Raw genomic sequence first — 15,103 nt, 5'->3', positions numbered from 1 at the left:
ATTATTCGCTTTTACCTATGAAAGGATAATACTTGATATAGTCAATCACCATTGCTGCAGGAAAAATATGTTCATCTACATCGGGTCCTCCCCAGTTACCACCAATGGCAATATTGAGAAGCAAATAAAACTTTTTATCAAAAGGCCATGTGTTATAATCTCCTTTATGGTCGTTTTCAAAACTAAAGACTTCTCGATCATCGAAGAACCCTTTAATATAATCAGGCGTCCAGTCTACGCGGTACAAATGAAAATCAGAAGTTGCATTTGAAACTTTTTGCTGAGCTGTTTTTTGTGTACCCTGTATATGATTGTATGCAGCTGTATGTACACTAAAATGTACCATACCTTCATCCTTGCCTACATGTTCCATAATATCAATTTCGCCCGACTGTGGCCAACCTCCATAACTCCAATCTGTAGGGAGCATCCATATAGCAGGCCAGGTTCCTACTCCTGCCGGTAGTTTTGCTTTCACTTCTATACGACCATATAAAAAATCCTTTTTGTGCCGAGTAACTAATCTTGCGGACGTATAACGACTCTTACCTCGTTGCTCTTTTAAAGCAATAATATGCAACATTCCGTTCCTTATAACTGCATTAGTAATAGCATCTGTATAATACTGGAGCTCGTTATTTCCCCAACCATTATCTCCGATATCATAACTCCAGATGGCAGTATCCGGCTGCCCATCTTTATTAAAATGCTATTCCCATACAGGTTGATCCGCGAAATCAGATGCTCTTCCATACAACTTAGGTGGTGCTGTATTCAAGCAAGCGTTTGTCAACCCCCCAATAGCAAAACAACAGAAAAACAAATCTCATTTCCAGCAATGCATTTTATAAAATGTAAGATACATCTAAATTCCCGACTCATCCACACTCATCAAACAATAAAAGCAGGCAAATACAATTTGCCTGCTTTGGAGAGTATACCAACACTAACTACTCATTCATGATTTGTTGTATTTCTGCTTGTGTCAAGACTTTGTTGAATACTCTGAATTCATCATAAAGACTTAAATCGGACTTATGATCCCAATATGAGAATGTAGGACCGCCCGAGCCAAGCTCGATGGTGGTACAACCTGACAACTCTAGCTTAGATGTATACGTTCCAGAAGCAACTTGTACTCCATCTACGTATATCTTGGTTTCGGTAGGTGAAATGGTAACGGTGATGAACCTCCATACACCTACATTAGAAGACATTGATGGAGTCTCAATCCAAGTTTCACCTGTTGAGTTTCCTACATTAATCTTTATCAACTGATTGGCCCCTTCTCTGAACAATCTGAAACCATATCTACGGCTTTCGTCATTATTAGCAATACTTGGATTCCCTACGACTACCAAGCCGGATCTGTCAGGAACATTATTCAGCTTATACCAGAATGCAAAGCTGATTTCGTTATTAGGACCATGCAGTCCTGCAAGCGGATAAGACAGATAAGCATCCGCAGCACCCCTATAAGCTGCCCCTACTTTTCCTTCAGAAACACTTGTAGTGCTAGGAGCTCCATTAATAGTAGGGTTTACAAAGTTGATCAAATCTTTATAGTCCCCTCCTGGATTGAACGGAACATATAAAGTTTCGCTGTCGAGGACCTTGTTGTACTTGGTAATATTAAATGTATAAGATTTTGTTGTGCTTTTACCAGACAAATCAGTAGCAACTATTTTAAACGTATGAGTACCCACACCGAGGTTGGCATAAGTATAGGTCTCTGATATCCCGCGATAATCTATAAAGTCCTCATACGATTTTAATAAAGTTTCATTCAGGTAAATATCCACCTTTGCCAGCTCAATATCATCCTTCACATCAAACTTAAAATCAAAATTAGCAACATCAGTAGTAGCCGGATATTGCACATCTGATGAAGGACTAATGATATTAATGGTAGGAGCAGACTCATCAGGCCCGGGATCTACCTTTGAAATGGGGTCGATGTATCCCTTCTTGCAGGCCATTAAGGACAGCGATAGCAGAATTCCTGCAGTTATATGTTTAAACACAGTTTTCATATATCAAATGTTTTATCATTTTTAAATAAGATTGGATTAATGCTCAGGATGCGTGTCTGCATATTGTTTCAGCAAAAAGCTTTTATCCAATGCCGCTAATGGATAAGGGAGGTACTTTTTATTCATAGCAAAAGTTCTACCATCGTAGCTCAACTCTGTTGTGTTTTCGAGGCGAATCATATCATAGAATCTAATTCCCCATTCCATTGCCAATTCGGCGTATTTTTCATCCATCACCTGTTGGCTTGTTACACCGCTTAATGCAGGCATACCAGCTCTGGTCCGTACTAGATTTACTGCTGCATCTGCGCTTCCTGCTCCTGCAGCGCCCCCTCTTGTAACAGCTTCTGCATACATCAACAATATTTCGGCATAACGAATACAGATGTAGTTTTTGTTGCTGGCATATCCTGTTCTTCCCGGAATGTTTTCTATTGAGGGCAGGTAATGCTTTCCACTAAAAAAGTACGCCCTCGGATTATCCAGAAAAACATCACCTTCCTGTGTAGTATTAGATACCCATCCAGGAAGTGTCGCATAAGCAGGATCTGCCTTGATTCTATCAATTCCAGAGGGAGTAAAAATGACACTCGTTTGCAGACGAATGCGCTCACCACGGCTAAGCATAAATTTGATATACTTATCACTTGGTTCATAAAAGCCCCATCCTGTAGTTACAGTACTTACAACAGGATTCCAGGCCGGAGGTCCGAAGAACGCACCCAGATAGTTGCGGCTTTCTCCCGAACCAGTATTAAAATCAGAATACTGCAACTCCAAAAGGTTTTCATTGGAAAGTTTTCCTGCAGTTTTGAACAGCTTATTGAAGTCGTTGTGTAAGCTGAATTTTCCAGAGTTGATAATGAGGGCAGTGGTAGCAGCCACACCGGGATAATCTTTCAACTCTTGCTGGGCCATTGCTTTTATCGCTAATGCAGTATATTTTGTTACACCTCCTTTCAGGTCGGTACGTTGATTCGGATGCATATCAGGCAATTTGGAAGCTGCATCATCCATATCCTCAATAATCCATCTCATGATATCTTCCTTAGGCAATACCTCAAGAGCAGCCTGATCGGTAGAGGCCACCTTGAATACACCACCCCAAGTTCTGGATAGCTGTAGTGTTATAAAAGCCCTCAACACTTTACACTCGGCAATGTACTGATCGATTAATGAGGCATTCACTCCATTTTGTTTGAAAATTTCCAATTGCTCCATCTGGGCTGTAATCTGCAACACATTTTGAAACATACCGTCCCAAGTACTATTCAGCATCCAATAGTTGGCATCGTAATTAAATAAATCGATATCATGATAGGGTTCCTGGTCATACGGAGCTGATTTTCCTCCACCAGAATTGACGTCATCACCTCTTACCTGAAGCAAGGCCAGTTGTTCCCAATAAAAGTTTAGAAAAGTGGAATATGCCCCCACCAATGCGGCTCTTGCGGCGCTGGGGTTGGTATAATCGACATCACCTCCTACTGTTTCCAACTCTCGGGGCGCATTAAGTTGCTTATTGCAACTTATAGAAAGCATTACTATGCTTAACAGACCTAATATGTAAATTTTCTTTTTCATTGGTTCATTTTTTAAATAATCGGATGAAAACTTTAATGCTAACAATCACTCATGGCTGATAACATCTTTTTCATCTTTTGCTGCTAATATTTTTAGAACTTCACACTCCAGCCTAATGTAAATACAGCAGGAATTGGGTAGGTATCTAAGTCAACACCATCGAATCCCACTTCAACATTGGTAGATTTACTTTTAGACCAGATGAACGGTCTGTCTGCAGTAAAGCTGAAGCGCATTTCAGGAATTTTATCGTTTTTGGGAATGGTATACCCCAGCTGTACGTTCTGAACTCTGAAGAATTTACCATCCTCCAACCAGAAACGAGAGTTTCTCTGGTTCCAACCGGTTCTGTAACCTTCGGAAGAAGGATAGCTATTGGTGGTTCCCTCTCCATGCCATCTGTTTTCAGCCAATTGGGCATCAATATTTCTGCCTGCAGTTCTGAACACTTCGGCACGGCTTCTATTTAAAATGATATTTCCTCCCTGACCATAGACGCGAAGAGAAAAGTCAAATCCTTTATAATCCAGACCCAGATTCGCACCATAATAATAAGTAGGAATTGGAGAGCCCAGATAAACGCGGTCATTAGCATCCAGTACGCCGTCACCGTTCACATCCCTGAACTTGAAGTAACCTGGTTTTACAGTTCCGGGTGCTGCAGCATTTGCAGCTCTTGCAACTGGATCTGCATCTACTTCTGCTTGATTTTGATATACCCCTACTATATCCCAACCATAAAACACATCAAACGGCTGTCCTACTACTAATCTTTGTTGGAACTCAGCCATACCTCTATTTAGGAAAGGCTGGCCAGCCAGATCAGTAATTTCATTATGCAGTGTGCTGAAGTTTCCGCCAATAGTATAGCCGAAGTCATTTGAAATTTTACCTCTCCAGTTTACCGATACCTCAATACCACTGTTACGCATAGAACCCACATTCATGTAACTGGTTTCGCTACCCACCTGAGGTAATACCGGAATAGCAAGATTTTTTGTGTTTTTTACGAAGTAATCCACATCAATAGTTAACCTTCTACGAAGCATTTCTAGGTTAAGCCCTACGTTTAACTCTTCATTAAACTCCCATCCTAATCTATCTTCATAGGTAGAGAACATAAATCCATCCACTCTGGTATCGTTAAATACACTCCATGTAGCGGTAGCACTTTTAGCCCTAGCAACAGGCACGTTACCGTTTGCTAGGCGACCCCAGCCTGCTCTAAGTTTCAGGAAGTTGATAGCTTCTACATCTTGTAAAAAGTTCTCCTGAGAAACAATCCAAGCCACACCCACAGAAGGCAGGGTAATATCTCTTTGCTGGTTGTACTTATTAGCTGCTTCATTTCTTAAAGTAAAGTAAGCGATGTAACGGTTCTTAAATTTGTACTGCAAACGACCAAAATAAGAACGACTATATACACGGCTAGGCGTAACACCATCCCCTGCATCACGCGTTTCTCTTGTTTCGGGAGAGGTATTATTGATATACCAGGTTTGTTTGCTTTCTCTGGAGAAGGGACTTCCTTCATAGAAATAACCTTTACTCCATGAGTAGCTGAGTTTTTCATCTCTGAATGAGAAACCGGCCATGGCTGTAAGATCATGGTCGCCCAAAATTTTATTATAAGTGAGTACATTATCGAATGTATAGTTTTCCTCCAGCACATTGGAACGGGTAATGGATGAGTTGGCCAAAGATCTTTGATAAGCCTCATGGATATAATAAGGTAAATCCATCAGACGGTTATTATCGTTCCTATTGTTGTAAGAAAGACTGGTTTTAAAGTTCAGCTCTTTAGGAATAATATGAAAATCGCCATATACGTTTGCTGTTACTCTTCTTCTTTCTCCCAAACGATCGATATTATACATATTGGGAAAAGGATTCTGATGGTCTCGATAACCTATATCACGTGCAGAAGAGTAAGGAGCTGAGTATACAGTTTGACCTTCATAATTGGGGTCCAGCACAGGCAAAATAGGTACAGCATAATAAATTTCTTGCCAGGGACCGCTATCATCATAACGCTCACTTTTACTATACACCAAACCAGACCCTAAGGTCAGCCATTTCTTCGCTTTTGCTTCGAGTTTAAGTCTCAAATTATAACGCTTATAGCTATTCTTCATATTTAATATACCGTCCTGAGTGAAAAAGCTTCCTCCAACGGAGTAAGAGACTCTTTCCGAACCTCCATCAACAGAAACATCGTGGTTCATAATCGGAGCTACTCTTAAAGCTTCTTTATACCAGTCGGTATTAACATCTGGCAACTCAGGATTGAGTCGGCTACGTCCGTAACGCGCTATTGCCATGTTCACACTTTCGATTTCGGCGTTGGAACCCGACTCTTTTGCAAAGCGTACAAACTGTTCCGCATTTGCCATCTTAATAACATTGGTGGCTCTTTGCCATCCGTAGTATCCTGAATAGGTAATCGATGCATCTCTGTTATAGCGGCCCCCTTTGGTGGTAATCACTATTACACCGTTAGCGGCTTTATAACCATAGATAGCTGCAGAAGAAGCATCTTTCAAAATTTGGAAGTCTTGAATATCGCTTGGTGATAAAAAATCAATATTATCCACGAATACCCCATCCACAACGTATAGAACACTTCCTCCATAGAGTGATTTGATACCGCGAATATTGATTTCTGGAACATCTCCAGGACCTCCAAAACTGCTGATTTGTACACCCGTTACATTACCTTGTACTGCATTCAACAAAGCACCATTTGGAGTTTTTTGCAACGTCTCCGGAGAAACGGTAGCAATGGAACTGGTTACATCTCCCTTGCGGGCGGTACCATAACCGATTACTACCACTTCATCCATTCTACCCTGTGTTTTCACCAAAGTAATATTTACTTCAGTTGCCCCACTTAATGCATACTCCTGTTCCTGATGCCCCACAGAAGAAAACACCAATACCGCATCGGCAGAAGGAACCCTTAAAGAATAAAATCCCTCAGCATTGGTAGTAGTTCCGATGTTGGTCCCTTTCACTTGAACGCTTGCTCCGGCTAAAGGCGTTCCATCATCGCTAGTAACTCTACCTCTGACTTCGATGTTTTGCTCTTGATAATACAAGGGAACAGTTAGATGAGTTACAAGAGAAGCTTCGGAAAGCTTCGTCACTCCTGTTAGACTAATAATTAGCATTAGTCTCCAAAATAGAATTGTTCTCATAGATAATATTTAATTTTTATAGTATAAATAAGCTCAGAAGCCACATCAGACTTCCGGTTATCGTTGTCCAATAGTTGAATTACTGTCAGTCTATTTTATTTTCATCGGATTATCCAGTCGCAATCGTATTACTTTTCATACAAGCTTTTGTTTAGGTACAGATACCAACTATCCGTTAACAGTTCTAAAACTCAATTCATATATGGACTGGTAAATCCTATTTTTTTTAATCCGCTCTGAACTTCCGGGATGCTCATAAATAAATTCCACAATAAACCTGTTCGATAATTTTCGATCATCACAACAATAGGTCCCTGATCTATAGCCAAATGCGATTCTGCAAACCAGTTTTGTGTAAGATTAAATGCATCCTTAAAGCCATATTCACTCCACAATTGATCTCCCAAATCGACATAAAAATGGCGCAATGCTTTCATCGACTTATCAGGCGTATAAGGGAATGCGGAAAGTGCTGCCGTAGGTGTAATAGTGCCATGATCATTGGTGGGCGAATGAGCATTGTAACCATTGTAGGTATCACTAGCTGTAAGTCCCCAGCAATTTTCGCCATAACCTTTAAATCCTTTAGGATTATCCACACAGTATGAATAATTAATCAAAGTATGGTTTTGATTTTGCTGCCAGTAATCGGCATACCTGTCTTTCAATCCCTGCGGACTCAGCCCTAAAAATGAATAGTGTGAGAAAAATAATGGCCCACCATAATCAAAACCTAAGGGAAGTACATAATTATAGAAAGTTTTCCCATTGTTGAAAAAACTGCTCTGCGCCCATCCTTTGTGATAAACATCGGCACTTACCGGATAACGTGTTGCAGATGCTGCTAACACATAAGTTATCAAACATTCATTAAATCCACGAATCGGAAAATCCATCGCCCAACCGTTATTAGGACTCCAATGCCAGTATAGTACATCACGGCCATCGCGTGTAAACCAGTTCCATTCTATATCATTCCACAACCCTGTGATGCGATTGCGCAATTCACTTTCTACTTTATTGTTCTGATTAAAATATTGTCTGGCGCATAATAATCCCTGAAAAAGGAAAGAAGTTTCTACCAAGTCAGCCCCATCATCCTTACGACTAAAGGGAATGGTTCTACCAGTTTCACCATTTAGCCAATGTGGAAATACACCGTGATAAGAATCTGCCTTATACAAAAAGTTAACCATCTTCAATAAAAAGCGAGCAGCTGTATCTCGTTCGATCCATCCACGATTCACCCCCACAATAATGGCCATTACACCAAATCCTGTACCTCCGGTGGTTACCACTTCATGTCCGTAATGGAACGCCTCATTGCTTCTCTCTCTGGCCATACCGCTTACGGGATGTGCAAAATCCCAGAAATATCGCAAGGTTTGCTTCTGTACCAAATCTACCAATGCCGAATCCGAAATGTTTTTATCAATCTTCAACGTGTACGGAATAGCATGGCTCTTTACAGCAGGTTTTTGTGAGAAAGACGAAAAACCTGTAACAATAAAAAGAATGCTAATACAAAAAATCCTCATCATCTTTTACAATTTTTATTATTCTACAATCCCGGAGCATTAAAACCCAGCTTCGATAATCCGTTTTTCACTTCAGGAGCACTCATAAACAAATTCCATAGCAAGCCGCTCCGATAATTCTCGATCATCACAATGATGGGTCCCTGATCGATAGCTAAAAAAGCATCATCAAACCATGGTCCATCATTCTTCATTACGTCGAGTGTAAACGCGTCCACAAAACCATATTCTTTAAACAACTTATCTCCCAAAACATAGTAATAGAAATGCAAAGCCGCCAACGATTCTTCGGGTGTGTACGGCATAGATGATATTGCAGCCGTAGGAGCAATATAACCTAGATCATTACTAGGAGAACTGGCAGCATAGCCTCCTCGGATGTTACTAGCCGTCAATCCCCACACCGAATCACTATAGCCGTAATAATCTTTAGGATTGGCTTTGCAATAATTATAATTGATCAACGTATGATGGCGATTCTGCGTCCAATAATCAGCATAGGCATCGCTAAGTTCATAAGGCTTTAATCCTAAGAATGAATAATGCGCGAAAAATAGCGGCCCGCCTAAATTAGGTCCCAAGGGCAAAGTATAACCATAATAAATAGTACCGTTTCGGATACCTCCGTTTTGCGCCCAACCATTATCGTATACCGACTTGGCGATACTATAATTTTCTGAACCGGCAGCTAACACATAGGTAAGCAAACATTCATTCCACCCTTGAATTTTAAGATTCATTGCCCATGAAACAGTAGGACTCCAGTGCCAGTATAACACATTATCGTTTTCCTTCTGAAACCAGTTCCACTGTACTCTGTTGACAATAGTATTGATATCGTCCCTCAACTGTACCTCCTCTGCCGTCATTCCATCAAAGTACTGTCGAGCACACAATAATCCCTGCACCAAAAAAGCAGTTTCTACCAGATCGGCGCCATTATCATTGGAACTGAAAGGAATCACCTCGCCTGTACTACCGTCTAGCCAATGTGGATACACCCCATGAAAATGCTGTGCCGTATTTTTCAAAAAAGCAATCATGGTCTGCAATCGGTGTAGCACCTCGGCTTTGGTTTTAAAACCTCGCTCTGCCGCAACAAGCAAAGCCATAATTCCAAACCCGGAGCCTCCAGTGGTGACAATCTTAGAATCATGCTTAGTACCTTCACGTATTAGGCCGGAAACAGGATGTGCAAAGTCCCAGAAGTACTTCAACGTTCTGCGCTGAACGGTATCGAATAAAGCTTCATCTGAAATCTTCGGAAACTTGCGCGAAGAATCCATCTTGGTTACAAAACTACCTGTGAAACCTCCAGTCATAGTTCCACCTGATACAGACTGAACATCCTGATTTACGATGATATTAAACCTGGTCAGGAATGACAGATTATTTACCGGCTGTAAAATGATGGCCGAATCATTATTAGAAAGAGCTTTATTAACAGATACCATAGAGCCTGTTGCAGTAACTAATGATACGGCATTCAGAGATGAGGCTGCTAATGGTTGCGAAAAGCTCAATTTAATCTGAGGTTTCAGACTAATGTTGTAACGAGCGTTATTAAGATTTACACCATCAACAGTAACATTGTTAAGGGTGGGCACCTTTGGGTCGACTGAGGGCGGCGGCGCTACAACATCACTCTTACTCCCGCAGGAATAAACAAGCAATGATGCAATAAGCATGCAACAAACAATACTATTTTCAAATCTCTTATACATATGCATCATTATACTCTCCCAAATATTTTTCTATACTTATCAGTTTTAAATTGCAATGGCTTACCGATTTATCGCATTCTTATATATCAACAACAGTAACCATTCACTACAAAAAATCATTTCCTTATATTTTAAAAAACGCTAACAGTCTTCTACTTTAATTCGGGTAGCCCGGATTTTGTGTCAATACGTTCTTACTTAAGTCAATCTGGGTTCTGGGTATCGGTAGCAATACATCCCTGTCATTACGAAAATTGGTTTTCCCCACAGCATGCAAAGTTTGTTCAGCAATGCCCCATCGAACTAAATCGAAAAATCGATCATGCTCCATAGCAAGTTCGGCCCTACGTTCTCGCCGAATAGCCTCACGTAACTCAGCCTGATTATCGGTAGTAATATCAGGTAATATACTATTGTTGCCGCCTCGTGCACGTGTTCTTACTGTGTTCAAAGCAGTACGTGCAGCAGCGATATTTGCCGCGCCTCCCAGTTCATTGGCTGCCTCCGCATACATCAATACCACATCAGCATACCTAAGTATCCTAATATTCATCCAATTACCTGATAAGGAACCTACGGTTCTTCTCATTACTGGACTGGTCAGTACTTTATGATTATACATGAGGTTAGGTAAACCAGCTGGTAAAATTTCTCCATATAGGGATATGGCACTATCGCCGGTTGTATACAATATTGTTCTTCTTCTACGCGGGTCTCCGGCCTCATACGAAGTATCCAAGTTGCGACTGGGCGTATACCACCCCCAACCCATATCCCAATTACCAGTACCTCGTACACCCATAATGGATGCGTATTGCACACCATTGGCAGTGGGAGTTACAAAACTTGCTGTAGCTTGTACCTCGAATACAGACTCGGAGCTGTTTTCACCTTCTTCGGTAAAGATTTTGTCGTACGGAGTATTCAAATTGTATTGACCGGATTTCATTACCAGGTCCGCGGTAGCCATTGCCTGAGCCCATTTCTTTTGAGTTAAATAAACTTTTGCCAGCAAACCGTTAGCTGCGCCCTTTGTAAGTCTACCAGGAAACTTTTCCGCATCCCAAGTAAGAGGCAAGTGTTGTGCGGCAAATTTCAAGTCTTCTTCAATAAAAGCGTATATCAGCTCTGGGCTGCTTTGGGGTACATTACTTTGCGCTGCAGGATCATCAAACACTTGATCGATCAATGGCACTCTACCAAACAAGCGCACCAACATGAAATAGCCATACGCTCTTAAAAATCTTGCTTCACCCTCTGATTGTTTTTTAATTTCTTCAGAAGCATTGACGGTGTTACTATTACTATTCCTTATCTGACTAATGGCAATATTAGCCTTGTTAATTAGATTATAATATCCCACCCAAAGCGTATTCACAAAAATATTGTTGGGTTGTACGGGAAAATTATCCATATCAATAGCATCAGCACCGCCATCAGAAGGGGTGCTTCCTTTATCGCCATCATCGCTTCTTATTCCTGTAGCACAAATGAACGCCTGACTATGCACATTAAAGCTTCGTAGCTCCGCGTATATTGCAAATAGATAAGTATCATAGGGGCCCGTACCACTCGGATAAGGATAAGTATCACTGGTATATTTTCCTTGTGGGTTACGATCCAGAAATCCTTTTTTACAACCTGCACAAACCAACGATGTCACTAAGAGACACATCATTAGTTTTAAAAAGCAAGTATATGTTATATAAGATTTCATACGATACTGATAAAAAACTAAAATGCAACATTCAATCCTACAGAATACACAGCAGGCACAGGATACAATCCATTATCAGCGCCTGCAGCAATAGGATCGCCTAATGGAGCTTCCGGTGTATATCCTGTAGTTTTTGAAAACGTAACAATATTCTGTCCGCTTATATATACCCGCAACTGTTTAATAGTTGCTTTCTGGAACAGTTTCTGAGGTATATTGTATCCTATCTGCAGCATCCTGACGCGTAAATAATCTCCCCGCTCCAGAAAGTAGCTACTAAACAGATAGTTGTTCCCGCGGGATGCATCCAATATAGGCTCTACATTGGTGCTACCTGGCCCATTCCAGGCATTCAATCGGTTCACCTCATAATTAAGTATTGCAAAAGTGGCGGTACGTCTTTGAACATACACTTTATTACCCGCAACACCCTGTGCTTCCACTAATACATCCAATCCCTTATAACCCACATTCAGAGCACCTCCGAAGTTATGAGGAGGAAAAGGAGTTCCCAGATAAACTCTGTCATCCGAATCAATAAGGCCATCATTATTTACATCTTCAAATGCGATATCGCCCACTCTGGATGTAGGAAGAACAGGCATTCGTTCCAAATCCGATGCAGTCTGATATATACCTATCTGACGGTATCCGTAAAAATATCCAATGGACAGCCCTGTAGCAGTTCTGTTTGCACCATTATTCCCTAATATTTCAAAATTGATATTATCGCCAATAGATGTAACCTTATTCTTGTTATAACTGTAATTAGCCGATATACCGTAACGAAAATCTCCCACTTTATCTCTCCAGCCTATGGTAACCTCAAGTCCTTTGTTAGCAATAGTTCCCAAGTTGGTTTTGTACGTATAATTGCCTGCAGTTCCTGGAAGCGTAATGTTCGTAATTATATCTTTGGTGGTACGATCATAAAAAGTAATCTCAGATGATAGACGATTGTTCAACAATCTAGCATCTATTCCAACATCGATACCTCTCACTACCTCCCAATGCAGATTGGGATCCGGAACATATTCGGGTGTAACACTCGGATAAACCCGATCTCCAAAAACGCCTGAACTACGTATAGTAACCCCTGGCAAGTATAGATGAGGTGGCAATCCCATACCGCTACCCACCGTACCCCATGCACCACGCAATTTCAAAAAATCAATACTTGATATCTTCTTAAAAAACGCTTCTTCGCTGAGGACCCAGCCGAGTCCTATACTGCCAAAATTACCCCACCGGTTGGCCTTGGAAAACTTTGAGCTCCCATCGCGTCTATAACTTAGATTTAGCAGATACTTATTGGCATAGGAATAGTTGACTCTGGCAAAAAAAGACATGAAAGCTTCTTCAGTTCCATTGCCAAGATTAGACAATGGATTATTGGGGTTTACGATATCGAGATACCAAAAGTCAGGATCGCGCGGAATATTCAAAATAGTATCGGTTCTACTTCCCCCCACTCTTGTACTACCTATAAACAAGGTAGTAAAACCAACTAATCCTGTAATATGCTGTTTGTTTACTTTCTTAAAAAGAGTGAGTGTATGATCCTGTTGAAATTTTCTCGTTTGTACCTGTTCTTGCGTTACTGAGGTTCTTGCAAGATTATTAAACGTTGTATCCGTAGCGCCTCCCTTTTCTCCCAGATTAATATACCGATATGGCAACGGTGTATAACCTCTTAAGTTATCAAAGCCCAAATCGGCATAGAATGAAGAACGCCACGTAAATGTTCTTAAGATTTTTGTTTCTGCAAAAATATTTCCGACAGCCCTGTAGCCATCTCTTATCACATTATTTTTAAACTGATTAATTCTTGCAACAGGATTAGCAATCTGAGCCCGTTGAAAGCTTGGCATGCTATAATATAAATCTTCGTCGGCTTGCACCGGAACAATCGGCGCCGCTCTTAATGCATAACTGATTACATCCGTGGTAGGCGCAACTTCCTTCCAGTAAAATCCTGTAACATCTCCACCTATTTTAATATTATCGGTAATACGTAGCTCTTGATTAAGACGAACTATTAATTTTTTATACTTATCATATTTCAACACCCCCTCCTGCACATTGTATCCCAGACTAAATAACGTAGCAGACTTTTCACTGCTATTCGCTACTGTAAGCGTATTATTATTAATACGTGCATGCTGAAAAATGAGATCCTGCCAATCTGTGTTAGCTGTGTAATTAGTATAATCAAATGCAGGCGCATTGAGGTTTTGCAACTGCATGTCGTAAAGCTTTTTAAATCCCTCGGCGTCGGTAAGTTTTATTTTGTTCACTACTTTCTGTATACCCACTGAGCTCTGGAATGAAACTCTGGTTTGACCTTTGGCAGCTCTTTTGGTAGTTACGATAATCACCCCGTTTCCTCCCTGTAATCCAAAGATGGCTATAGAAGAAGGATCTCTTAATACTTCGATACTTTCAATATCTCCGGGATTCAGATAGTCGATATTGGTTTGAAATACTCCATCCACCACATACAACGGATCGGAGTTCCCTGTGCTGTTTACCCCACGAATACGCACGGTAGGCGCAGCTCCCGCCCGACCACTATTAACAATTGTAAGTCCCGCAACTTTTCCTTGTAAAGAACTAATGGGATTAGTATTGGGCATTTTTGCAATATCGTCTCCTCCTATTGAAGTAATGGTGCCTGTTAAATCTCTCTTGCGCTGTGTACCGTATCCTATTACTACTACCTTTTCCAAACTTTGTGCCGCCGTAACCAGTGATATATTAAGATCTCTCCTATTATTAAGCGCTTCTTCTTTATAGTTATATCCTATAGATGTAAAAATTAGGACAACATTCCCGTCGGGCACTATAAGTGAAAATCTTCCGACCGAATCGGTAGCGGTTCCTATGGTGGTGTTTTTTACCTGCACTGATACTCCGGGAATAGGTATACCTTTTTCATTATACACCAATCCTGTTACTTTAATATCTTTTTTTGCCGGATCCTCTTTAATCACAATGAGCTTATCCGGCAAACTATTAAAGGTCAACGGAGTGTGCATTACCAATTCTTCCAGCACCTGATTGATATTGGCATTTTTGGCATTCAACGTTATCTTGTTTTTCAAAGCCGGCAAATCATCACTATATAAGAATCGATAACCTGTCTGCTGTTCTATGGAAGCTAATACTTCAGCAATCGGCATCTTTTTTACCTGCAAATTGATACGTTCCTGCCCGATGATTTCTACGGGCAGATACAGCATACACATAAGTATCAATGCAAGCGTTAGTTTCATATTAGCAAGTCCTGCTCTCAAATGGAAGTAGCATT

The 15,103-nt window shown here is 40.8% G+C and carries 8 protein-coding genes; all 8 read right to left on the bottom strand.

Annotated features, from left to right (window positions below):
- Window position 1 precedes the first annotated feature (1 nt).
- The 8 genes from V2H41_RS00475 to V2H41_RS00440 all read right to left on the bottom strand — a co-directional run bounded on the left by V2H41_RS00475 (window position 2) and on the right by V2H41_RS00440 (window position 15,035).
- Entirely contained in the window at window positions 2–583 is a 582-nt protein-coding gene (locus V2H41_RS00475; RefSeq protein WP_419784731.1) for a glycoside hydrolase family 16 protein, read from the bottom strand.
- Window positions 584–950: 367 nt separating this feature from the next.
- Window positions 951–2,033: a LamG domain-containing protein gene (locus tag V2H41_RS00470; RefSeq protein WP_330973142.1), complete on the bottom strand. Its 1,083-nt coding sequence runs from the start codon at window positions 2,031–2,033 to the stop codon at window positions 951–953.
- A gap of 36 nt (window positions 2,034–2,069) precedes the next feature.
- On the bottom strand, window positions 2,070–3,617 hold the full coding sequence (locus V2H41_RS00465) for a RagB/SusD family nutrient uptake outer membrane protein (protein ID WP_330973141.1): 1,548 nt from the start codon (window positions 3,615–3,617) through the stop codon (window positions 2,070–2,072).
- Window positions 3,618–3,709: 92 nt separating this feature from the next.
- Complete coding sequence (locus V2H41_RS00460) at window positions 3,710–6,814, bottom strand: SusC/RagA family TonB-linked outer membrane protein (RefSeq protein ID WP_330973140.1); 3,105 nt, start codon at window positions 6,812–6,814, stop codon at window positions 3,710–3,712.
- 191 nt (window positions 6,815–7,005) lie between these two features.
- Window positions 7,006–8,355 carry a glucoamylase family protein gene (locus tag V2H41_RS00455; RefSeq protein ID WP_330973139.1) on the bottom strand — a complete coding sequence of 450 codons (1,350 nt, stop codon included), beginning with the start codon at window positions 8,353–8,355 and terminating at the stop codon, window positions 7,006–7,008.
- 20 nt (window positions 8,356–8,375) lie between these two features.
- A complete protein-coding gene (locus tag V2H41_RS00450) occupies window positions 8,376–10,076 on the bottom strand; it encodes a glucoamylase family protein (protein WP_330973138.1) in 1,701 nt (566 codons plus the stop codon).
- 157 nt (window positions 10,077–10,233) lie between these two features.
- Window positions 10,234–11,754, bottom strand: coding sequence for a RagB/SusD family nutrient uptake outer membrane protein (locus tag V2H41_RS00445; protein WP_330973137.1), 1,521 nt, complete (start codon window positions 11,752–11,754; stop codon window positions 10,234–10,236).
- A gap of 56 nt (window positions 11,755–11,810) precedes the next feature.
- A complete protein-coding gene (locus V2H41_RS00440; protein WP_330973136.1) occupies window positions 11,811–15,035 on the bottom strand; it encodes a SusC/RagA family TonB-linked outer membrane protein in 3,225 nt (1,074 codons plus the stop codon).
- Window positions 15,036–15,103 lie beyond the last annotated feature (68 nt).

It is taken from the genome of Niabella digestorum, assembly GCF_036409055.1.
Lineage (GTDB): Bacteria > Bacteroidota > Bacteroidia > Chitinophagales > Chitinophagaceae > Niabella > Niabella composti.
Note: the sequence above shows the minus strand (reverse complement) of the source record. Positions and strands in the feature narration are given on the sequence as shown.